This is a genomic window from Pseudomonas sp. 05L36 (assembly GCF_056398125.1).
Genome location: NZ_JBFTOU010000004.1, coordinates 145,209 through 166,883, shown reverse-complemented (window position 1 = coordinate 166,883; position 21,675 = coordinate 145,209). Strand labels below are relative to the sequence as shown.

The 21,675-nt window shown below is 61.6% G+C and carries 16 protein-coding genes; 10 read left to right on the top strand and 6 right to left on the bottom strand.

The annotated features are described in order from the left end of the window. Positions 1-35 precede the first annotated feature (35 nt). The 4 genes from AC1DKH_RS06335 to AC1DKH_RS06320 are packed head-to-tail and all read right to left on the bottom strand — an operon-like array spanning position 36 to position 4,845. On the bottom strand, positions 36-1,061 hold the full coding sequence (locus AC1DKH_RS06335) for a DUF2955 domain-containing protein (protein WP_477797749.1): 1,026 nt from the start codon (positions 1,059-1,061) through the stop codon (positions 36-38). Next, positions 1,051-2,169: an HlyD family secretion protein gene (locus tag AC1DKH_RS06330; protein ID WP_477797748.1), complete on the bottom strand. Its 1,119-nt coding sequence runs from the start codon at positions 2,167-2,169 to the stop codon at positions 1,051-1,053. The genes AC1DKH_RS06335 and AC1DKH_RS06330 overlap by 11 nt, the downstream gene beginning before the upstream one ends. Next, positions 2,162-3,673, bottom strand: coding sequence for an efflux transporter outer membrane subunit (locus tag AC1DKH_RS06325; protein WP_477797747.1), 1,512 nt, complete (start codon positions 3,671-3,673; stop codon positions 2,162-2,164). Before AC1DKH_RS06325 ends, AC1DKH_RS06330 begins: the two co-directional genes overlap by 8 nt. Positions 3,674-3,687: 14 nt before the next feature. Beyond that, positions 3,688-4,845 (bottom strand): AI-2E family transporter, encoded by a 1,158-nt coding sequence (locus AC1DKH_RS06320; RefSeq protein ID WP_477797746.1) that lies wholly within the window; start codon positions 4,843-4,845, stop codon positions 3,688-3,690. 585 nt (positions 4,846-5,430) lie between these two features. Between AC1DKH_RS06320 and AC1DKH_RS06315 the strand changes: the two genes are divergently transcribed. The 5 genes from AC1DKH_RS06315 to AC1DKH_RS06295 all read left to right on the top strand — a co-directional run bounded on the left by AC1DKH_RS06315 (position 5,431) and on the right by AC1DKH_RS06295 (position 12,590). Then, complete coding sequence (locus AC1DKH_RS06315; protein WP_477797745.1) at positions 5,431-6,333, top strand: LysR family transcriptional regulator; 903 nt, start codon at positions 5,431-5,433, stop codon at positions 6,331-6,333. A 126-nt stretch (positions 6,334-6,459) separates the two neighbouring features. After that, entirely contained in the window at positions 6,460-7,086 is a 627-nt protein-coding gene (locus AC1DKH_RS06310; RefSeq protein ID WP_477797744.1) for a glutathione S-transferase family protein, read from the top strand. A 63-nt stretch (positions 7,087-7,149) separates the two neighbouring features. After that, positions 7,150-9,180, top strand: coding sequence for a pyridoxamine 5'-phosphate oxidase family protein (locus AC1DKH_RS06305; RefSeq protein ID WP_477797743.1), 2,031 nt, complete (start codon positions 7,150-7,152; stop codon positions 9,178-9,180). Positions 9,181-9,289: 109 nt separating this feature from the next. Further along, positions 9,290-10,486 (top strand): DUF3142 domain-containing protein, encoded by a 1,197-nt coding sequence (locus AC1DKH_RS06300; RefSeq protein ID WP_477797742.1) that lies wholly within the window; start codon positions 9,290-9,292, stop codon positions 10,484-10,486. Further along, positions 10,473-12,590 carry a hypothetical protein gene (locus AC1DKH_RS06295; RefSeq protein WP_477797741.1) on the top strand — a complete coding sequence of 706 codons (2,118 nt, stop codon included), beginning with the start codon at positions 10,473-10,475 and terminating at the stop codon, positions 12,588-12,590. The genes AC1DKH_RS06300 and AC1DKH_RS06295 overlap by 14 nt, the downstream gene beginning before the upstream one ends. A 3-nt stretch (positions 12,591-12,593) precedes the next feature. On the opposite strand, the gene AC1DKH_RS06290 is transcribed toward AC1DKH_RS06295, so the two are convergent. Next, positions 12,594-13,223 (bottom strand): LysE family translocator, encoded by a 630-nt coding sequence (locus AC1DKH_RS06290; RefSeq protein ID WP_477797740.1) that lies wholly within the window; start codon positions 13,221-13,223, stop codon positions 12,594-12,596. A 145-nt stretch (positions 13,224-13,368) separates the two neighbouring features. Here AC1DKH_RS06290 and AC1DKH_RS06285 point away from each other — a divergent pair, with 145 nt between their 5' ends. Then, positions 13,369-13,842, top strand: coding sequence for an Lrp/AsnC family transcriptional regulator (locus AC1DKH_RS06285; RefSeq protein WP_085723574.1), 474 nt, complete (start codon positions 13,369-13,371; stop codon positions 13,840-13,842). A 111-nt stretch (positions 13,843-13,953) separates the two neighbouring features. On the opposite strand, the gene lpdA is transcribed toward AC1DKH_RS06285, so the two are convergent. Further along, entirely contained in the window at positions 13,954-15,354 is a 1,401-nt protein-coding gene (gene lpdA, locus AC1DKH_RS06280) for a dihydrolipoyl dehydrogenase (RefSeq protein ID WP_477797739.1), read from the bottom strand. Positions 15,355-15,569: 215 nt separating this feature from the next. On the opposite strand from lpdA, the gene hflK (AC1DKH_RS06275) reads away from it, so the two are divergent. From hflK (AC1DKH_RS06275) to AC1DKH_RS06260, 4 genes are read left to right on the top strand one after another with little or no spacing between them, the layout of a single operon-like run. After that, positions 15,570-17,528: a protease modulator HflK gene (hflK, locus tag AC1DKH_RS06275; RefSeq protein WP_477797738.1), complete on the top strand. Its 1,959-nt coding sequence runs from the start codon at positions 15,570-15,572 to the stop codon at positions 17,526-17,528. Beyond that, on the top strand, positions 17,525-18,568 hold the full coding sequence (gene hflC, locus AC1DKH_RS06270) for a protease modulator HflC (protein WP_477752220.1): 1,044 nt from the start codon (positions 17,525-17,527) through the stop codon (positions 18,566-18,568). Before hflK (AC1DKH_RS06275) ends, hflC begins: the two co-directional genes overlap by 4 nt. Further along, positions 18,565-19,623, top strand: coding sequence for a protease modulator HflK (gene hflK, locus AC1DKH_RS06265; RefSeq protein ID WP_477763089.1), 1,059 nt, complete (start codon positions 18,565-18,567; stop codon positions 19,621-19,623). The genes hflC and hflK (AC1DKH_RS06265) overlap by 4 nt, the downstream gene beginning before the upstream one ends. Next, the gene (locus tag AC1DKH_RS06260; RefSeq protein WP_477797737.1) at positions 19,620-21,530 is read left to right on the top strand and encodes a cation-translocating P-type ATPase; all 1,911 of its coding nucleotides are present in this window, start codon (positions 19,620-19,622) and stop codon (positions 21,528-21,530) included. The genes hflK (AC1DKH_RS06265) and AC1DKH_RS06260 overlap by 4 nt, the downstream gene beginning before the upstream one ends. The last annotated feature ends 145 nt before the right edge of the window (positions 21,531-21,675 follow it).

The window sequence follows — 21,675 nt, the reverse complement described above, 5'->3', positions numbered from 1 at the left end:
AACAGCATTACCCTCTTCAGGGGGTTTTTCTGTTTCTAGGCGGTCGTAATTCGACGCCGCCGCCGCGTATCCAGCAAATGGACCATCGCACAGGCATACAAAGTCACCAGAATGAACAGGCCCATGCGGATGGCGAAGGCGGTGTAGACATCCTTGCCCGCTGCACTGTCCTGTACCGATTGGCCGAGCAGAATGATCAGGGTCGCCAGGCTGTTGAGCCAGAACCCAGGGTTCTGCCGGGTCTGGGCCAGACCGTAGAGCTTTCTGGCCGCCAGCAAACCGAACAGCAACATCCACAGAAAGAACATCCATAGGTTGACGAACAGGCTCAGCGCGCACCAGAAAAGGATCGCCATCAGGCCACCGAGCAGGGTCGAGCCGAGCAATTCCTGGCCGGCGGTGCGGGCGCTGGTCGCGCAGCTTTGTTGGCCGAGGCTGACGGCTTTCATGATGATCGGCAGGTAACTGGCCGGGTCGATCATGGCCAGCAGGAAAGTCGGCAGCACCACCAGCGTGGCCCGTAGCGCCAGCCAACCGCTTTCGGTTGGAGTAAGGCTCGCGCCGGGTTTGGTCGCGGGGGCGCTGGCCGGGTCGGGAAACAGCCAATGGCTGATGGTCAGCGTCGTGACGGCCAGGAACAGTCCCTTGGCCAGGGCCACGATCACCTCAAGCGCCAGGGCGAATTCAGCGGTTCCGGCCGAACTGATCAAGGTCAGGCCCACCACCAGGAAAGTCGCCACCAGCGGGTTGCCGCCGCGCAGGCCATACCCGAAGGCCATGAACAGGCACAGTCCGACCAGCAGCACACCACTGAACGGGTAGTAACGCAGCAGGGGAATCAACAGCAGGCCGGTCCCGGTGGTCAACATCAGGATCAGGATCAGACCCAGGCTGGCCTTGAACGGCAACGGTCGGTTCATCGCTGCCAGCATCATCAGCGCCAGCATCGGCGCGAGGAACGGGATGGGCAGGGCCAGACCAAAGCTCGCCGCCAGGCACAGCGCCGTACCGAAGCTCAGACGCAGGGCGCGCTGAACCCGGGCCGGACGCTCAATACGCATAGGACATCCAGCTCATCAGGCGCAGGAACAGGCGACCCAGAATATTCAGCGGGTTACTTTCACTCGGGAACGCCATGACTTCGGCTTGCCCGCCGGAGCGGATGCCTTGCGGGCTACTCAACTCACCGGGCTCGAACTCGATGATGACCGGGAAGCGCTGGGCAGGGCGTAGCCAATCGCGGCTGTTCTCCACTTTCGGCAGGCTGCCCGGCTGGGTGGTCTGACCGATATCGACGCCGTAGCCGACGCTACGCACATGGCCTTTGAAAATCTCCCCTGGAAGGGCGTCGAGGACGATGGACACCGGCGTCCCGGGCTGGACGCTTCCCAGATTGTTTTCGGTCATGTCGGCGCTGATCCACACATCGTGGATAGCGATCAGGGTCATCACCGGCGCACCGGCGGCGGCAAACTGGCCGACATCGGTGCGCAAATCGGTGATCAGGCCGGCCGAGCGTGCGTGGACCTTGGTATTGCTCAAGTCCAGCTCGGCTTTTTCAAGGTTGCTGGCGGCGCTGAGCAACTGGGCGTTTTCGTCTTCATTACCGCCCTGTTGTTCGCGTGCACGTTGTACTTCGGCCTTGGCTGCGGCGACCTGGCTGATGGACTCTTCCAGGGTGGCGCGGGATATTTCCAGGCGTCGTAGCGAGATGGTGCCCGGGTCTTCGCGGTACAGGCGTTCAAGCCGCTGGATGTCCTGGCGTGCCTTGAGCTCGTTGGCCTGGGATGCACGCAGGGACGCTTGCTTGGAGTCGACGCCGGCGGTGTTGGCGCCCACCTGGCGACGGGTCGACTCAAGGTCGGCGCGGGCGCGATCGACGGCAATCTGGTACTGCTCTGGATTGACTTCAAACAGCAACTCGCCGGCCTTGACGTCCTGGTTGTTGCGTACATGCACCTTGGTCACCCGGCCGGATACCTCAGCCGCCACCGGCACAACGAAGGCCTGCACCCGTGCCTGTTGCGTGTAGGGGGTGTAACGGTCGGCCATCAGGTACCAGACCAGACTCAGGATGATCAGCAGCACCACCCAATTGATCGCTTTTTTCGCAGGGTCGGCGGCGGGTGCCGGGGCTTTCTCGTCGACCGGTTGTTGGCTGTCAGTCATGGGCACTTTCCTTCGGTTCGTCGAGCAGATCGCCCCAATCGGTCCGTTCTTGCATTTGTTTGCGGGTGGCCGGGTCGACCATCGGCTGGTCGCTGTACCAACCTCCGCCCAAAGCCTTGTAGAGGGCGATCAGGCTGTTGACGGCGGTGCCACGGTTGACCAGGTAGATATCCTGCTGGGCAAACAGGGCCCGCTGGGCATCCAGCACGCGCTGGAAATCCGAATAGCCTTCGCGGTATTGGGCATTGGCCAGGGTTACCGAACGTTCGGCGGCCACCGAGGCTTCGCTGAGGATCTGGTCGCGCTCCAGCGCTTTGATCAAACCGGTAGCGGCATCGTCGGCCTCGCGCGCCGCCTGGCGCACGCTGTCCTGGTAGATAACGATCAGCTGCTGCAGGCGGGCATCCTGCACGCGAACGTTGTTGGTGATCCGGCCGTGGTCGAAGATGTCCCAGCGCAGGCTGGGGCCGGCCACGAAGTCGAGGGTATTGGGCGCAGCGTTGAGCGAAGTGGCGGACCAGACGATGCTGCCCAGCAGGCTGATGGAGGGATACAGGTCGGACTCCGCCACACCGATCAATGCCGATTGCGCCGCTACTTGCAGTTCGGCAGCACGGACATCGGGGCGCCGCACCAGCAGGTTGGCCGGCACATCCTGCAAGACCGCGGTATCGAGCAGCGGCACTAAGCCGGTGTTGCGATTGAGGTCAGGGATCGAGCCGGGTGGCTGGCCGATCAGAGTAGACAGCGCATTGCGCAAGCTCGCCACCTGGCTCTCGAAATCCGGGATGGTACTCAGGGTGCCCAGGTACTGGGTCTTGGCTTGTTGCAGGTCGAGTTCTGCTTCGGCCCCGCTGTTGAACAGGCGCTCGGTGATCTCGTAGCTGCGCTTTTGCAATTTGGCGTTACTGCGGGCGATGGCCAGGCGCGCCTCGGCGGTGCGCAAGGCGTAGTAGTTTTGCGCCAGTTGCGCGTGCAACAGCACCAAGGCATTTTCATAGTTGGCCTGGGCGGCAAACCAGGAGGCGTCGGCTGACTCGATGGCACGGCTGAAACGCCCCCAGAAATCCAGCTCCCAGCCGATATCGAAGCCGACGCTGTGTTGCCAGAAGTGCGTGTCCTGGGGGTTGCTGCCGCCCGATTGCTTACGGTTCAGGTACAGGCTGTCGGCGCTGGCCTGCTGCAATTGCGGGTAGCGGCCGGCCAGTGCGATGCCCAATTGTGCGCGGGACTCCATGACCCGCAGGCCGGCGACGTGCAGGTCGGGGTTGTGGGCATCGGCTTCGGCCATCAAATGGTCCAGCACCGGGTCGTTGAACACGCGCCACCATTGGCGGCTGTCAGGTTGCGCGTGTTGTTGGCCGGCGATTTCCAGGGCCGGGCTGTTCCAGTGGTCGACCCAGGGCTGGGCCGGCGACTGAAAATCCGGGCCCAGTTGTACGCAGCCCCCCAGGACAACGGTGCCACAGAGCAGGAGCCGGCTGATGCGAGCAGGGCGTGGCATCAAGCGCAAACTCCTCAGACAGGACGCTGATCGTTCATTGCCTCTGTCTTCGGTGTCTCGTTCAACGCCTCGATCTCGGGTGTCTCGTTCATTACCTCGGCAGACGGTTGGTCCTGGACCCATTGCCAGAACAGTTGGTAGCCCACCGCCAGCGCAACCGGTCCGATGAACAAACCGATGAAGCCACCGCTCACCATGCCGCCCAGGGCGCCAATCAGAATTACCGGCATGGGCACATCGACGCCGCGGCCCAACATCAATGGCTTGAGGACGTTATCGGCCATCCCGGCAATCAGGCTGTAGATGCCAAACACGATGGTGGCCAGGCTGGTCCCTTCGGTGGCGAAGACATAAGCGATCACCGGAAGGGTCACCAGCAGCACCGGTAATTGCATGATCCCCATCAACAGCGCCACCATGGCCAGCAGCCCGGCACCGGGGACGCCCATGAGCACGAAGCCCACGCCGACCAGCAACATCTGAATGAACGCGATACCCACCACGCCCTGGGCGACCGCGCGGATGGTTGCGGTGCAGAGTTCGGTAATGCGTGGGCCACGCTCTGGTCCGGAAAGACGCGAGGTGATGGCCATGGCGCTTCTTTCGCCGTTTTCGCCATAGGCCATGAGCACGCCGGCAATGATCAGGGCGCCGATGAACAACAGAAAGCCCACGCCAACGTCGGCCATTTTGCCCAACAAGGTCAGTCCAACGGACTTGATATAGGGCATCACCTTCATCACCACGCTGCTCATGTCGGTGGCGGCTTGCATCCAGTAGCCGTAGAGCGGCTTGCCAATGAGCGGCAGGGAAGCGATTTTTTCGCTGGGGAGCGGAATCTGCAGCGTATCGGACTTGAGGACCGCCAGGGTGCCCTGGACCGATTCACTGATCGAGGTGCCCAACAGGTAGATCGGCACCATCAGCAAGGCCAGGGAGACCACCACGATCAGGGTGGCGGCACGACCGTCCTTGTTGACCAGCTTGCGCTTGATGAGCGCATGCAGTGGATACAGGGTGATGGCCAGAATCATTGCCCAGAGCATGAGGTTGAGGAAGGGGTGGAAGATCTGGAAGCAGAACAGTACCAGCACCGTAATCAGCCCGGCACGAATCAGTACATCGAGCAAACCACCGGACAGTGCTCTAGCGGAAATGTTAGTGCGCAACATTTTCGAACTCCTTGCTGTGTCACACAGGTTGGCCAGCCAGTTCAAGTTCAACTCTTCCCTACTAAGTGAATCCTTGAAGCAAGATCCACGGACAGCCGTCCAAGCGTTAACAACCCAATAACGCCTTACTTCAAGTAGGGAAAATTTCAACGAGGTACCTACCAAATACTCAATAGGTAACAGGGTGGTTTGTAGTATAGGAGCAGTCGTATATTCCGCCTGTTTATGCAGGCTGGAGTTCTGCTGCAGTTGATGGAGACCGCTGACGAGCCCTTGCCTGGAAACGGTTTGGAAGCTGAACCAATGGCTCTTTTTCTCTACCGGGCATTAGCCGTTGCAGCGGGCTGATCCGGATAATTGCGAACAGTCGCACCCGTCGCAAGAAAATAATCCTCAATAATTATCAATAATCCCCGGTCCGTTTTTTGAGGTTTGTGACACGCTTGGTTTTTACGGTGCAGGCGCTAGAGTGCAGTAGCCCATTGATTTACTTGATGGTCGGACGCCCAACTATGTTGTTGAACACTTGCGCTTAACATTCCGGCCTTTGGTTGCGATTTATCTATCTGAAATGAGGACAGTCCCATGGACCGCTTCCAGGAAATGCAGGTCTTCGCTGCTGTCGCCAAGGAGCAGGGTTTTTCGGCGGCGGCGCGGCGTTTGGGTCTGTCGGCAGCCAGCGTCACCCGAGCGGTGGCGGCGCTGGAGAAACGTATTGGCACGCAACTGCTCACACGTACCACGCGCAGCGTGTATTTGAGCGAGGCCGGTCAGCGATATCTGGAGGACTGTCGGAGAATTCTCGCCGAGGTGCAGGAAGCCGAGGATTCGGCAGCGGGCAGCCATATCCATCCTCGTGGGCAACTGACCATCACCGCTCCGGTTTTGTTCGGCGAGCTGTTTGTCACGCCGCTGATGGTGAGCTACCTGACGCAATTCCCCGAAGTCTGCATCAACGCGCTGCTGGTGGACCGGGTAGTGAGCGTGGTCGAGGAGGGCGTCGATGTGGCCATCCGCATCGGCGAACTTCCTGACAGCAATCAACATGCGATCCGCGTGGGTGAGGTGCGGCGGGTGATCTGCGCATCGCCACAGTTTCTGGCCAGCCATGGTCGGCCCAGGCATCCACAGGAACTGGCTCTGGCGCCGATTATCGCGACCTCTGCTATCGGCCAACTCAGGAGTTGGCCATTCATTGAAGACGGCGAAACCTTGAGTGTCCGGGCTGAACCACGACTGGTGGTGACAGCGAATCAGGCGGCCATCACGGCAGCCTGTCTGGGGTTGGGCTTCACGCGGGTACTGTCTTATCAAGTCGCGAGCAAGGTGGCTGCCGGAGAGCTGGAAATCATTCTGGCCGACTTCGAACTGCCGCCGTTGCCCATCCATGTGGTCTATCAGGGCGGACGCAAAGCGCCGGCCCGGGTGCGCAGCTTTGTTGATTTCGCGGTGAAGACCCTGCGCGAGCATCCGGCGCTCGCGCGTTGAGTTATTTCACCCACTGAAATAATGGATTGCGTTTGCTGGTGATTCTGTTGTTTTGGTTGTAGGTGGAAGATACGACCCATCGGCGCTGGTCTTCCTGAGCAGCACCACTGACCCGAGGTGTCGACCATGCAAGCGATCAAACTCTACAACTTCCCGCGTTCCGGCCACGCTCACCGTGTCGAGTTGATGCTGTCCCTGCTGAAATTGCCGACCGAACTGATCTTCGTTGACCTCGCCAAGGGCGAACACAAGCAACCGGCATTCCTGGCGCTCAATGCATTCGGCCAAGTGCCGGTGATTGATGACCAGGGCGTGGTGTTGGCCGACTCCAACGCGATTCTGGTGTATCTGGCGCAAAAGTACGGCAACGGTCGCTGGCTGCCGACTGATCCGGAGGGTGCGGCCAAGGTCCAGCGCTGGTTGTCGGTGGCTGCCGGCCCGATTGCCTTCGGTCCTGCCCGGGCAAGATTGATCACTGTGTTTGGCGCGCCTTACAACGCTGCAGAAGTGATTGCCTACGCCCATACCGTACTCAAAGTGATCGATCACGAACTAGCCAATACGCTGTATCTGGCCGGCACTGAACCGACGATTGCCGACGTCGCCGCCTACAGCTACATCGCCCATGCGCCTGAGGGCAATGTGTCGCTGGACGAGTACGCCAACATTCGAGCCTGGCTGGCCCGCATCGAAGCCTTGCCGGGTTTTGTCGGCATGCCGCGCACCGTTGCCGGTCTGCAAAAAACCGCCTGATACTGGTGGCCCGGTATTGCCGGGCCGCCCCGTTCTGCGCCAATGGCGCACGGGAGAAACCGTATGGACCGTTCACCCTGGCATGCCGGCGAAAAACAATTGCAGGCGCACGTGGGCGTTGCCGAACGAATGGAGGTGTTCGGTCGTAAGGTGATTCGCAGCGAGATGCCGGACCAGCACCGCACGTTCTATCAGCAATTGCCGTTCATGCTGTACGGGGCGGTGGATACCGACGGTCATCCCTGGGCCAGCATCCTTGAAGGTGAGCCTGGTTTCGCCCACTCGCCAGAACCGGGCTTGCTGCAATTTCGCAGCCTGCCTGCCGTTGACGATCCTGCGCAGATGAGCGACGGCTCGGCCATTGGCCTGTTGGGTATCGAGCTGCACACTCGCCGTCGCAACCGCATCAATGGTCATGTCCGCGCCATGACAACCGGCGGTTTCGGGGTGACGGTGGATCAGTCCTTCGGCAACTGCCCGCAGTACATTCAGTTGCGCCAGTTTCGCTCGGTGCCGCTGACCGATCCTTCGACGCGTGCCGCCCAGCATTTCAACGAACTGGATGACGCGGCCAAAGCCATGATCGCCGAGGCAGACACGTTCTTCGTTGCCAGTTATGTGGATGTCGACGGTGAACGTTCGGTGGATGTGTCGCACCGTGGCGGTCAGGCCGGTTTCGTACAAGTGGAAGGCAATCGCCTGACCATTCCGGACTTCGCCGGCAACCTGCATTTCAACACCTTGGGCAACCTGCTGCTCAACCCCCGGGCCGGATTGCTGTTCATCGATTTCAATAGCGGTGATTTGCTGCAGCTCAGCGGACGCACTGAAATCATCCTGGAGGGCCCTCAGGTCGAGGCGTTCCAGGGAGCCGAGCGCCTGTGGACAATCGATGTCGAGCAGGTGGTACGTCGCCCCGCCGCTCTGGCGCTGCGCTGGCGTTTCGACGGTGTTTCACCCACCAGTTTGCTCACTGGCACCTGGGAGCAGGCCAAGGCGCGTTTGCAGGCCAAGGCCCTGGGCGATCAATGGCGGCCGTTGCGGGTGGCGCGGATTGAAGCGCAAAGCCACAGCATTCGCTCGATTTACCTGGAGCCCGCTGACGGAGCCGGGTTGCCACTGTTCCAGGCCGGGCAGCATTTGCCTCTGCGTTTCAATATCGACGGTGAAGTGCACATCCGCACGTACAGTTTATCGAGCGCGCCGTCCGATGATTTTTTCCGCATCAGCGTGAAGCGTGACGGGCGGGTGTCTACGCATTTGCACGAGCAGATTCGTGTTGGCGATGTATTGGAGGCGCGGGCGCCGCAAGGGCATTTCACCGTGGCACCCCATGAGCGTCGGCCATTGGTGTTGCTGGCGGCCGGGGTGGGCATCACGCCGCTGTTGTCGATGCTGCGGGAGGTGGTTTACCAGGGCTTGCGTACCCGCCGTATCCGCCCGACATGGTTTATCCAGAGTTCGCGTACGCTGGGTGACCAGCCGTTTCGCCGCGAACTGGATCGCTTGCTCGAAGACGCCGGTGACGCGGTGCGGGTGGTGCGTTTGCTCAGCCAACCGGAACCCGAGGCGATGCAAGGAGAGGACTTCGACCTCAGTGGACGGATCGATGTCGCGCTGCTCAAGGATCTGCTGACAGTCGAGGACTACGATCAGCTGGATTTTGTCGTCTGTGGTCCCGGGAGTTTTACCCAGGCGTTGTACGACGGCTTGCGCGAATTGAACATTCGCGATTCGCGGATTCACGCCGAAACCTTCGGCCCGTCCACCTTGCGCCGGCGACCGGACCCCGATGCGGTGGTCATCGAGCAACCGCCAGCCGCCACCACGTCGGTGCCCGTGGTGTTCCAGCGCTCGGCCAAGGAAGCGCGCTGGCAGCCAGAGGGCGGCAGCTTGCTGGAGCTGGCGGAAAGCCGTGGCCTGCGCCCGGAATTCAGTTGCCGAGGCGGCTCCTGTGGCACCTGCAAGACGCGCTTGATCAGCGGACAGGTACATTATCCACTGCCGCCCGCGGAGGTGCCGGATGACGGACAAGTGCTGATTTGCTGTGCGATTCCGGCGCAGGGGGCGCAGCCGTTGGTGCTCGATATCTGAAGATCATTGCAGGCCAACATTGCCCGCCGGTCGATGGCTGGGTAGGGTAGTGGGCAGAACGAAAAAGGGCCGCAGAGGCCCTTTCTGCATTTCAGGAACAGGCGTTTCAATGGTTTTTTTCACTCGCTCGATGGTCTTGCTGATGGCGCTGGCGCTCACCACCGGGTGCGAAAGACAGGATGCACCGCCGCTGGATCAACAGCTTTACGTCTGGCAGCGGCAGTGGACGCCGGCCCACGACGCTGCCCTCAGGGACAGCCACGCCGATTTTTCGACGTTGCGGGTGCTGGCCTTGCAGGCTTTCCCCAACGCGGGCTGGAGTCGGGCCCGAATTGACCCGGCACTGCTCAAGCGTGATGGCCGGCCGGTGATTGCGGTGGTTCGCCTGGATGGGCAGCTCAAGGCACTGGATCAGGATGAGGTCACTGCGCAGATCCAGCAGGTGATCAGCGATTGGCAGGGACAGGGGTTGAACCTCACCGGCGTGGAAATCGACCACGATGCCGGTAATGCCCGACTACCGGCGTACCGCGAGTTTCTCGTGCATTTGCGCGAAGCATTGCCGACTTCGCTGCCGCTGAGCATCACGGCGTTGCCGTCCTGGCTCGACAGTCGTGAACTGCCGGCGCTGTTATCCACAGTCGACAGCAGCGTGTTGCAGGTGCACGCGGTGAGCGATCCGCGTCGCGGCTTGTTTGATGCCGATCAGGCGCGGCAATGGGCGCAGGCCTGGAGCCGCATCACAACAAAACCTTTCTTTCTGGCGCTGCCGGCTTATGGCGTAGCGTTGCTGCCGTCGGTGGGCGGCGCACCTGTTGTGGAAAGTGAATTGACGGTGGAGCGCGAAGGCCTGCGCCGGGAATTACTCGCCGATCCGCAGTCATTGCGCACCCTCGGCACCGAGTTGCGTGCCGATCCGCCCCAACATCTGGCGGGCCTGATCTGGTTTCGCCTGCCATTGGCCAACGACCGTCGGGCCTGGAGCTTGATCACTTTGCGCGCCGTGGCGCGTGGTGATGTCCTCGGCAGTCAATTGAAACTGCAACTCTCGGCTGACAATGGCCTCTATGACATCGGCATCGGCAACCAGGGCAATCTCGACAGTACCTGGCCCGAACGCCTGACACTGGCGGTCAGTGGCTGTGAGGGGGCTGATGCCCTGGCCGGTTACGCGTTGCAACAGAGCCCGGATCTGCTTACCTTCACCCGCCTGCGCGACGGTCGAATACCGGCCGGCGGACAGCGTGCCATTGGTTGGGCTCGCTGCGCATACATTGATCAAGGAGGTTCGAATGTTCACCCGTAACTGGCCGCGTCATTTGCTTTGCCTGAGCCTCAGCCTGCCACTGGGTTCGGCGCTGGCCTGCGGCCCGGACTTCCCCATGCGCCTGCTGGATAACCGTGGCCAGTCGCTGGCGGAACTGCCGGAAGGCAACTTCAGCTTTGAAATCAGCCGCCTCGGCCACGCCATCAACGGGTTGAAGAACGTCACCGCTGGCGCCAACTACGCGGATGAGACTGGCCCTGTTGCGCTGCGGGATCAGGCCGAGCAGGTGGGACTTTCCGCTGAGCAACAAGTGTTGGTGAAACACCTGCGCAGCCTGACCGATGCCCGTCAGGTTGAAACCCAAGGGGCGCAACTGCCGCCTGAGCTCAGGTTGTACCTGGCCGGCGCTGTGGCATTTGGCGCGGGGGATACGGCCTTGGCCGCCGGCTATTTCAAGAGAGTGCTGGCCCTGCCCGCAGAACAACGGGCTTCGCGCAGCACCTGGGCGGCTTACTCGTTGGGGCGCGTGTTGTTCGCCATGAACGTCGAAGCCGATGCGGCCCCGGATTTGCTCGAACAATCGCGCAAGGCCTTTGAGCAAACCCGGCAACTGAGCATCGACGGCTTCAGCGATCCACTGGAACTGGGTGTCGCCAGCCTCGGCGAAGAAGCCCGGGTGGTGCGCACTGCCGGTGACTGGAACCGCGCCATCGAGCTGTACGCCACGCAAAATCTGCACGGTTCCGCGGTGGGCTACACCTCGTTGAAGCTGTTGATGGCGGACCTGATGACGCTGCCGGAGGATCAAGTGGCCGAGTTGCTCAAGGGGCAGCCCGTGCAGCAGTTGGTGACCGCGTCGCTGATCAGCCGGTTGGGTTGGTCGTTCGGCGATCAACCGGCCAACGAACAAAAAATGATCAAACTGCTGCAAAACAGCACCCGTGGCAGTCTCGAAAACGCCGACCGCCTGGCGGCGATGAATTATCAACAGGGCGATTACGCCAGCGCCAAGGCTTTCCTCGAACATGCCGGCGATGGCGGGTTGGCCTGGTGGTTGCGGGCAAAACTGGCGGTGCGCGAGGGCGATAAAATCGCGGCTGCCGCAGCCTACGCCAAAGCGGCCCAGGCCTTTCCGCAGAGTGAATCCTGGGGCGAGCGACGGACCCCGGACTACGATTACGAAACGCTTCAGCCCAAATGCCGGGTCGAGGGTGAAAGTGCGATCCTGGCCCTGCAACGCGGGGATTACCTGCAAGCCTTCGATCAGCTGTATCGCAGCCAAAGCATTTACTGGTTCGACGCCGCCACCGTTGCCGAGCGTGTGTTGACCCTTGAAGAACTCAAGCACTACGTCGACACGCAAGTGCCGGCCCCGCCGCCGCTTAGCCAGCAGGACCGCGACAACTACGTGCCTTTGCCGGTGGCGGCGAGCCTGCGCAACCTGCTGGGGCGGCGTTTGTTGCGCGAGGGGCATTACGAGCAAGCGCCGGCATACTTCGATAATGACGGCTTGCGGCACAAGGCGAGATTGTATGGCGAGCAACGTCTGGCGGCTGATTCAGCCTGGTGGCCGACCCGTCGCGCCGCTGCGCTGTTCAATGCGGCCTGGACGGCCCGCGAGTGGGGCATGGACATCCTGGGCTACGAAATGGCGCCGGATTACGCCACCTTCGGCGGTAACTTCACCCTGGCAAACGACGAGCTCAAGGTCGGTCCGTTGGTGGCCGAGGACGAAGTGAAGCGCCAGCAGGCCAGCGCTGCCCAGCCAGATCAGCGTTACCACTATCGCTTCGTGGCCACCGCGCTGGCAAGCAAGGCGGCGGATAACTTGCCTCATACCAGCCAGGCGTTTGCGGCGGTGCTGTGCGAGGCGTCTGGGTGGAACAGCAGCCTCGAGGAGCAAAGTGCGATTTATCAGCGTTATGTCAAAGAAGGGCCTTACGTGGAATGGGCCGCCGATTTCGGCCACCAGTGCCCGTACCCCGACTTCGAGAACGCCGACAAACGCTACGTGACCCAAGTCACCGACGCGGCGCGTTCGGCCTTGCGACCGTACAAGACGCCGTTACAGATCGGTAGCGTAGTGGCGTTCGCGGCAGCCGCGCTGTTGATGTTCAAGCGTCGCCGCCGCAAGGCGCAGTAAGGTTCAAGCCTGTTGCACAAAGGTCAGCCGCACGGCGAAACCGATCAACAGGCTGCCGAACAACCATTGTTGCAGGCGCTGGGCTGAGGGGCTGCGTTGCAGCCAACGGCCGAGTGCCGCGCCGACCAGGGCGTAAGCGCTGTCGAACAGCAAACCGACACCGACCAGCACCACGCCCAATGCCGCAAATTGTCCGAGCACCGGCCCGGCCTGTGGGTTGATGAATTGCGGTAGCAGCACCGAGCAGAACAACAGTGCCTTGGGGTTGAGCAGGTTGGTCAACAGTCCGCGTCGGATGGCTGCGCCCCAGCGCGGTTTTTCGCCGGTTGTGTCAGTGCTGGTCAAGCTCGGCAGCATCGTGGTTCGCAGGCACTGAATGCCGATCCACAGCAAGTACGCGGCGCCTGCCAGGCGCACCACATCGAAGGTCCAGGGCGCAGCCTTGAACAGTGCTGCCAGCCCCAGTGCCGCCAATGCCACATGACAACCCCGGGCGATGCCCAGGCCCACGGCGGTGGCCAGCGCGGCGCCTTTGCCCTGGCGGGCACCGGTCTGCAACAGCAGGATCATGTCAGGCCCCGGCAACAGATAGACCACCGCCAGCGCCATGAAAAACAGCCAGAGCCCTTCCATGTTGCACCCCATTCGTTGTCGATTCGGTCGTGCCAGTCTAGGGCTGGAGGGTGGGGCAGGTGCTTGCGTTGTCAGCTTATGTCTGGCTCAGTATTGGCATCATCTGCCACTTTCTTTCGCATGAACCATCGGGATCTGCCAAACCATGAAACTCGACGCCTACGACCGCAAGATTCTCGCCGCGCTGCAACGGGATGGCCGCCTGAGCAATGTGCAACTGGCAGACGAGATTGGCCTGTCGGCATCGCCTTGCTTGCGCCGGGTGCGGATGCTTGAAGAGGCGGGGGTTATTCGCGGCTACCAGGCCAATCTGGATCGCGACGAAGTGGGGTTGGGGCTGACGGTGTTTGTCGGGGTCAAGGTCGAGCGCCATAACGACGAACAAGCCGAAAGCTTTCGCCTGGCGGTGACGGCATTACCCGAGGTGATTTCGGCGTTTCTGGTGTCAGGGGAGTCGGATTTTCTGCTGCAGGTGGTGGTGCCGGACTTGCGTGCCTATGACCGCTTTCTCACCGGGCGCTTGTTGAAGTTGCCGGGAGTGAGTGATATCCGCAGCAATTTTGCAATTCATACGGTGAAGGCGCCGGGGGCGTTGCCGCTGGAGCATTTGCCGCTTTAGACCGAGTCGTCTGCATCGCGAGCAGGCTCGCTCCCACAGGTACAGCGCAAACCCTGTAGGAGCGAGCCTGCTCGCGATGGCGATCTATCTGTCACCCAATTCCTCGGGGCCTTACATCTGCGTCGCCATCCCCTCCACATTCATTGCCGCCTGACGCAAGGCCTCGGAGCGGGTCGGGTGTGGGTGGCAGGTCAGGGCGATGTCTTCGGCCGAGGCGCTGAATTCCATGGCCACGCAATACTCGCCAATCATTTCACTGACGCTCGGGCCGACCAGATGCACGCCGAGGACTTCGTCCGTGCGCTCATCGGCCAGCACTTTGGCGAAGCCTTCGGTTTCGTGGTTGATCTTCGCCCGGCTGTTGGCAGTGAAGGGAAACTTGCCGACCTTGTACGCCCGACCTTCAGCCTTGAGCTGCTCTTCGGTCTTTCCGACGCTGGCCAGCTCCGGTCTGGTGTAGACCACGCTGGGGATCAGGTCGTAATTGACCTCGCCCGCCTTGCCAACGATTTGCTCGACGCAAGCCATGGCTTCGTCCTCGGCCTTGTGCGCGAGCATGGGACCCGAGGTCACGTCGCCAATCACCCAGATCCCGGCGGCTTCGGTTCGATGTCCCTTGTTGGCGAGCATGCCGCGCTTGTCCGTCGCGAGGCCGACGTTCTCCAGGCCCAGGCCCTGTGTATAAGGTCGGCGCCCGATGGCCACCAGCACGTAATCGGCTTCCAGCAACTCGGCAGCACCGCCAGCGGCAGGCTCGACGCTGAGTTGCACGCCGGTGGCGGAGGTGGTGGCGCTGGTCACTTTTGAACTCAATTTGAAACTCAAGCCTTGCTTGCTCAGGGAACGCTGCAGGGTTTTGCCGGCTTCGATGTCCACGCCGGGACAAATCCGGTCGAGGAATTCGACCACCGTCACCTGCGCTCCCAGTCGCCGCCAGACCGAGCCCAGCTCCAGGCCGATCACGCCGGCGCCGATCACCACCAGATGCTTGGGCACCTCGGTCAGCGCCAGGGCACCGGTGGAGTCGAGGATGCGTTTGTTATCGATGTCCACGCCGGGCAGGGGCGTGGGCTCGGAACCGGTGGCAATGATGATGTCCCTGGCACTCAGTTCGGTCTTGCCGCCGGCGCTGTCGGTCACAGTGACTTTGCCCGGCCCGTCGATGTGGCCCCAGCCCTTGATCCAGTCGACCTTGTTCTTGCGGAAAAGAAACTCGATGCCCTTGGTCAGCCCGGTAACGCTTTCATCCTTTTGCTTCATCATCTGGGCGAGATTGAGGCTGGGTTTGACGTCGATCCCCAGGTTGGCGAATTCCGCACCCATGGCCGCGTCGTACAGTTCGGAGGCATGCAGCAATGCCTTGGATGGCATGCAGCCGACGTTCAGGCAGGTGCCGCCGAGTGTGGCGCGTCCTTCCACGCAGGCCGCCTTCAGACCCAGTTGTCCGGCGCGGATCGCCGCGTTGTAACCGCCGGGGCCACCGCCGAGTATCACGACGTCATAAATGCTCATGGATGTACTCCTGGATCGAAAGGGGGTAGGGATGGGTAAAAGTAGTTCCTGGATAAAATTACGAACGTAATATGTGCGTTCTGCCGCATTTCGGTCAAGGCTTCAGGTAAGCGACAGGTTGGGCATCTTTAGATGGCGCGCCTGAATACGGAAATTTCACCATTTTCGTTATATCGTAACGAACTGCCCTGTAAGCGAAGACACTCTGGAGTGGTATGCAAGTCGATCTCGATGTTGATGAAACGCCGTTAGCCGGGTTGCCGCGCTTTCAGCAGGCGTTCATTCAAGGGCGGCGTTTGCGCCAGTTCGCCATCGGTGCGGGCGTACTCGCGACGGTGGGTGTGCTGCTGGCGTTGTTTGCCGGGCTGTTTACGTCGCAAACATTGTGGCCAGCGTTGCTGTTGAACCTGAGCATGGCGTTTGTCGTGTTGATGGCGGGTTTGCAATCGGCCTGGTGGGTAGCCCAGTGGCGTGCCCGCGCCATGAATCCCGTGGTGCCCGTGGTCGTTGTCGACGAGTCTGTCGCGCCTTCGGGATGGTATGAACGTTTGCTGGACCGGATCGGCCGGCAATCGCAGCACCTGCTCGGGCAAATCGGCGCGCCGACGCTTTGGCTTGGTGGCTGGGCATTATTGGCGGTATTGGGCGTCGAACAGGCCTGGAACCTTGCATTGCCCTCGGCAGCACTGGGCCTGGCGGCCACTGTCGGGGCGGCGTGCTCTTTGCTGTTGGCCTTCGGCATGTTGGTGATGGAGCGACATCTGGCGCAGGAAAACACCGCGCAATGGCCTGAAGCCGCCGCGTTGGCGCAATTGATTCGTGTGCTGATCATCAGCCTGGTACTTGGTGCCTTTTGTCTGTTGTTTGCCGATGAAACGTCGGTATGGCCCGTACGCCTGGCGGTTTTGATCGGGCTGCTGCCGGGGCTGGTGGCGGCAGAACTGTTGCTGCGTGCGCTGTTGTCATTGTTCAGCCCGCGCCGCGAACGCCTTGAGCCGGAGCTACTGGCGCGCAGCGTTGTCGCTGACATGCTGCGCTGGCCACCACAGCCATTGCTGGCGTTGCAGCACGAATTGCATAACCGCTTCGGCATCGATCTGCGGCAAATCTGGGCCTTCACTTATATGCGCCGGGCATTCCTGCCGGTGTTGGCGGTGGTTTCGCTGGTTGGCTGGTCACTGACCGGCATTCACGAAATTGCCCTGCAAGGGCGTGGCATCTACGAGCGATTCGGCAAGCCAGTGGAGGTGTTCGGCCCAGGTTTGCATATGGGTTTGCCTTGGCCATTGGGCCGGGTGTTGAGCGTCGAAAATGGCGTGGTTCACGAGTTGGCCACCAGTGTTGGCGAAACCTCGGCCCCCGCTCAGGCCGACCCCGCCGAAGGCCCGGCCCCGGCAATTGCCAATCGTTTGTGGGACGCCAGCCATGTGAACGACAAATCCCAGGTGATTGCCAGCAGCCGAGCCGACAAGCAGAGCTTTCAGATCGTCAACATGGACGTGCGCTTCGTCTATCGCATCGGTCTGAGCGATCAGGCGGCGTTGTCTGCGACCTATAACAGCGCCGATGTGCCGATGTTGATTCGCAGCACTGCCAGCCGAGTCCTGGTTCACGACTTCGCCTCGCGCACCCTCGATGGTTTGCTGGGTGAGGACAGGGTGGGGCTGGCCGAAGAGATCGGCCGCGCGGTGCAGGCGGACCTGCAAAAACTCGATAGCGGCGTGGAAATTCTCGCCACCGTGGTCGAAGCAATTCACCCTCCGGCCGGTGCAGCCAACGCCTATCACGGCGTGCAAGCGGCGCAGATAGGTGCGCAAGCCTTGATCGCCCGTGAACGCGGCGCCGCTGCCGAGGCCACCAACCAGGCGCAGTTGCAGGCCAGCATCGCCCGCGATCAGGCGACGGCCAGCGCCCGAGAGATCAATGCAGGCGCCCAGGCGGCGGACCTGAAATTCAACGCCGAGCAAAAAGCCTATGCCAGCGCTGGCCAGGCCTTCGTGCTGGAGCAGTATTTCAGCCAGTTGTCCCAGGGTTTGGCCAACGCCAAATTGCTGGTTCTCGATCATCGACTGGGCGGCAGCAGCAATGCGCCGACCATCGACCTCCGTACGTTCACGCTGCCGGTTGACCCTGCGCCGTCGCGTAAAACCGCTCAGCCAGGAGCTGCCAATTGAGCCAGTCCCATACTCATGATCACGATGACCACGCCGGCCACGATCACGGCCATGGCGGGCATCACCACCACGGCCATCACCATCATCACCACGGCGATCCTCAGGAGGCCGGACCGTTTCCATGGCGCCGTATGGGTTGGGCTGCATTGCTGGTGGCGTTTGCGGTCGCTGCCGCGAGCCTGGTGCAGGTGCGTTCGGGGGAAGCCACAGTGATCACACGCTTCGGCAATCCATCGCGAGTTTTGCTGGAACCGGGACTGGGCTGGCGTTGGCCGGCACCGTTCGAGGCGGCGATCCCGGTGGATCTGCGGTTGCGCACCACGTCCAGCGGTTTGCAGGATGTCGGCACCCGGGACGGTTTGCGCATCATCGTTCAGGCCTACGTGGCTTGGCAGGTGCAGGGTGATTCGGACAACGTGCAACGTTTCATGCGCGCGGTGCAGAACCAACCCGATGAAGCTGCGCGGCAGATCCGCACCTTTGTCGGCTCCGCACTGGAAACCACCGCCAGCAGTTTTGATTTGGCGAACCTGGTCAATACCGATGCCAGCCAAGTACGCATCGCCGATTTCGAAGCACAACTGCGCAAGCAAATCGATCAGCAGCTGCTCACCACTTATGGCGTGCGCGTGTTGCAGGTCGGTATCGAACGATTGACGCTACCTTCGGTGACGCTCACCGCGACTGTCGACCGGATGCGCGCCGAGCGTGAAACCATCGCTACTGAACGCACGGCGATCGGCAAGCGTGAAGCCGCGCAAATTCGTTCCGCCGCCGAACGTGATGCGCGGATCGTGCAGGCCGATGCCACAGTGAAAGCGGCAGATATCGAAGCGCAATCGCGTGTCGAAGCGGCGCAGATTTATGGTCGTGCCTATGCTGGATCACCGCAGCTCTACAACCTGCTGCGCTCGCTCGACACCTTGGGAACGGTGGTGACGCCGGGGACCAAGCTGATTCTGCGCACCGACGCCGCACCATTCCGCGTGTTGGTTGACGGTCCGCCGAGCCTCGACAACAAATCCGGATCGCAGCCATGAGTTTGGTTCCACGTGGAACAAATGAGTTGAGTAGCCCCTGGATTCAGGCCGGGCGCTTGGCATTTATTGCCCTGTATGCGGTAACGGTGTTGGCGGCATTGGCGTGGGCGTTTTCCAATGTGCGGCAGATCGATCCGCAAAATCGCGCGGTGGTTTTGCATTTCGGCGCGCTGGATCGCATTCAGAATGCCGGGCTGTTATTGGCCTGGCCTCAACCCTTCGAGCAGGTGATTTTGTTGCCAGCGGCAGATCGGGTGATCGAGCGTCGAGTCGACAGTCTGTTGCGCAGTGGTACCGCGATGCAGGCAGATCGCGTGGCCAGTTTTGCCACGCCCATCAGCGATGCCCTCGCAGGCTCCGGCTATCTGTTAACGGGTGATGCCGGTGTGGTGCAACTCGATGTGCGGGTTTTCTACAAAGTCACCGAGCCCTATGCATTCGTGCTCCAGGGCGAACACGTGTTGCCGGCGCTGGACCGACTGGTAACCCGCAGTGCAGTTGCGCTCACGGCCGCACGGGATCTGGACACTATCCTGGTTGCTCGCCCGGAATTGATCGGCGCCGATAGCCAGGCGGCGGAAAGACGCGAGCGCTTGCGTGGTGATCTGGTGCAGGGCATCAATCAACGGCTGGCCGAACTCACTGCAACCGGGCAAGGCTTGGGGATCGAAGTGGCGCGGGTCGATGTGCAATCGAGTCTGCCCAGTCCTGCGGTGAACGCTTTCAACGCGGTACTGACGGCCAGCCAGCAAGCCGATAAGGCTGTCGCCAATGCGCGCACCGAAGCGGAGAAGCTGACGCAGACCGCCAACGAGCAAGCCGACCGTACGCTGCAAGTGGCCCATGCCCAGGCGAGTGAACGACTGGCCAAGGCGTCGGCTGATACGGCCACCGTGTTAAGCCTGGCCAAGGCACAACAACAAGGTACCGACCCGCAAATGCTGCTGCGGATTTACCGCGAGCGGATGCCGAAAATTCTCGGTCAGGCCGGATCGGTCACGACGGTTGATCCCAAAGACGATTCCCGCCTGATCATTCAGGGAGCTGCACAATGACCGCTCAAACCGCCGCCGTGCCGAGCCTGCTGTCTTCGGCCGAACAGCGCCGCGCTGCGCGCCAGTTGACCCTGGCCATGCTCGCATTGGGCCTGCTTGCGCTGGGCCTGATCTGGCGTTGGCTTGCGCCGGAGCAGACTGGCGTCAGTCAGCTGCTGCTGGGTTTTGCGTCACTGCTGGTTGCCGTGCCGGTCATGCGCTCGGCCTGGTACAGCTTGCGATATCCGAGCCTGCACGGCATCACCGATCAATTGATTGCCCTGGCCATGCTGGGTGCCTGGGCCACCGGGGATCTGCTGACGGCGGCGTTGTTGCCGATCATCATGATTTTCGGTCACGTGCTGGAAGAGCGTAGCGTGATCGGTTCCCAGGAAGCGATTCACGCCCTCGGCAAACTGACCCGCAGCCACGCGCGCAAGATTCAGGCGGACGGCTCCATCATTGAAGTCGACAACGGCACACTCAAAGCTGGCGATCTGGTCGAGGTGCGAGCCGGTGACCGAGTGCCGGCGGATGGCCGGGTGTTGTCCGGTCAGGCCAGTCTCGACACTGCTTCCATTACCGGCGAGTCGGTACCGATGGAGGCGGGCGTCGGCATGTCGGTGTTCGGTGGCGCAATTAACCTCGACGGTTTGCTGCGAATCGAAGTGACCCGTACCGGCCATGAGTCGACCCTCGGCAAAGTCATCGCCCTGATGCAAAACGCCGAGCGCTCGAAGCCGCCGATCACTCGTCTGCTGGAGCGTTACGCCGGCAGTTATATGGTGCTGGTCTTGCTGCTGGCCGCTGTGACCTGGTTCATCACCAACAATGCGCAAGCGATGCTCGCGGTGTTGGTGGCGGCCTGCCCTTGTGCGTTAGTGTTGTCGGCACCGGCCACGGCGATTGCCGGAGTGGCAGTGGCGGCGCGTCACGGCATTCTGATCCGCAGCTCCGCGTTCCTTGAAGAGTTGGCGGACCTGACCTCGCTGGTGGTCGACAAAACCGGGACGCTGACATTCGGCACCCTGCGCCTGCAATCCATCGACAGTCCGCTGGTAGATCGCAGCAATGTCCTGAAGCTCGCCGCCAGCCTCGGCTCGGCCAGCAGTCACCCGGTCAGCCGTGCGCTCGCGGGGTTGGTGACCCAGGAGCATTTCCTGCTGCTTTCCGACATTCGTGAACGCCAGGGCCTCGGTGTGGTGGCGATGACCGGGCAGGGCGAAGCGGCACTCGGCCGGCCGGAGTTGTTCGCGCAACTGGGCATCAGTACGACGGCGGTTCCCGATCACGACGGTCCTATTGCCGGGCTGGCGCTCAACGGGGAGTTTCTTGCCTGGCTGTTGCTGGCCGACAGCGTCAAACCCGAGGCGCAGTTTGCCTTGGGTGAGTTGCGTGATCTGGGGTTGGGTCGTCAGTTGTTGCTCACCGGTGACCGGCACAGCGTCGCGCAAACGCTGGCCCGGGATGTCGGGATCAGTGACGTCGAAGCGCAAGCCTTGCCCGAAGACAAACTGAACCGCGTGCTCAAGGAAATCGACAGCGGCTTCCGGCCGATGGTGGTCGGCGATGGTATCAACGACTCCCTGGCCCTCAAGGCTGGTGTGGTGGGGGTGGCCATGGGCGCCGGTGGTGCAGACATCGCCCTGGCATCGGCGGACATCGTGCTGATCGGCAGTGACCTGCGCCGCCTCGGCACCTGCGTGCGCCTGAGTCGTCAGTGCCGCCAGACGTTGCAGGTCAATGTGATCATCGGACTGGGCTGGACCCTGGCGATCGTAGCCTTCGCCGCGTTCGGCTGGCTTGGCACTGCCGGGGCGATGATTGCGGCGTTGCTGCATAACCTCAGCACCTTGCTGGTGTTGGGCAATGCCGGTCGTTTGCTGCGGTTCCAGGAGCCGTTGCTCAAGCTCAAGGATGAAACCTGAAGGCGAACGCTCTAAACCGGGTAATCACGGGGCTTCAATTTTTTAGAACTGTGCGCCCGGTTCGTAGTCATTGAAGATGAGGGCACATCATTTTTGTGCGTTCGCGGCGGCAGGTGTAGGCATCGCGATTCATTGAAAACGGCTA

Excerpts from the sequence above, each read along its gene's own strand:
- AC1DKH_RS06335 (WP_477797749.1), bottom strand. The coding sequence starts at position 1,061 with ATGCGTATTGAGCGTCCGGCCCGGGTTCAGCGCGCCCTGCGTCTGAGC.
- AC1DKH_RS06330 (WP_477797748.1), bottom strand. The coding sequence starts at position 2,169 with ATGACTGACAGCCAACAACCGGTCGACGAGAAAGCCCCGGCACCCGCC.
- AC1DKH_RS06325 (WP_477797747.1), bottom strand. The coding sequence starts at position 3,673 with ATGCCACGCCCTGCTCGCATCAGCCGGCTCCTGCTCTGTGGCACCGTT.
- AC1DKH_RS06320 (WP_477797746.1), bottom strand. The coding sequence starts at position 4,845 with ATGTTGCGCACTAACATTTCCGCTAGAGCACTGTCCGGTGGTTTGCTC.
- AC1DKH_RS06315 (WP_477797745.1), top strand. The coding sequence starts at position 5,431 with ATGGACCGCTTCCAGGAAATGCAGGTCTTCGCTGCTGTCGCCAAGGAG.
- AC1DKH_RS06310 (WP_477797744.1), top strand. The coding sequence starts at position 6,460 with ATGCAAGCGATCAAACTCTACAACTTCCCGCGTTCCGGCCACGCTCAC.
- AC1DKH_RS06305 (WP_477797743.1), top strand. The coding sequence starts at position 7,150 with ATGGACCGTTCACCCTGGCATGCCGGCGAAAAACAATTGCAGGCGCAC.
- AC1DKH_RS06300 (WP_477797742.1), top strand. The coding sequence starts at position 9,290 with ATGGTTTTTTTCACTCGCTCGATGGTCTTGCTGATGGCGCTGGCGCTC.
- AC1DKH_RS06295 (WP_477797741.1), top strand. The coding sequence starts at position 10,473 with ATGTTCACCCGTAACTGGCCGCGTCATTTGCTTTGCCTGAGCCTCAGC.
- AC1DKH_RS06290 (WP_477797740.1), bottom strand. The coding sequence starts at position 13,223 with ATGGAAGGGCTCTGGCTGTTTTTCATGGCGCTGGCGGTGGTCTATCTG.
- AC1DKH_RS06285 (WP_085723574.1), top strand. The coding sequence starts at position 13,369 with ATGAAACTCGACGCCTACGACCGCAAGATTCTCGCCGCGCTGCAACGG.
- lpdA (WP_477797739.1), bottom strand. The coding sequence starts at position 15,354 with ATGAGCATTTATGACGTCGTGATACTCGGCGGTGGCCCCGGCGGTTAC.
- hflK (WP_477797738.1), top strand. The coding sequence starts at position 15,570 with ATGCAAGTCGATCTCGATGTTGATGAAACGCCGTTAGCCGGGTTGCCG.
- hflK (WP_477763089.1), top strand. The coding sequence starts at position 18,565 with ATGAGTTTGGTTCCACGTGGAACAAATGAGTTGAGTAGCCCCTGGATT.
- AC1DKH_RS06260 (WP_477797737.1), top strand. The coding sequence starts at position 19,620 with ATGACCGCTCAAACCGCCGCCGTGCCGAGCCTGCTGTCTTCGGCCGAA.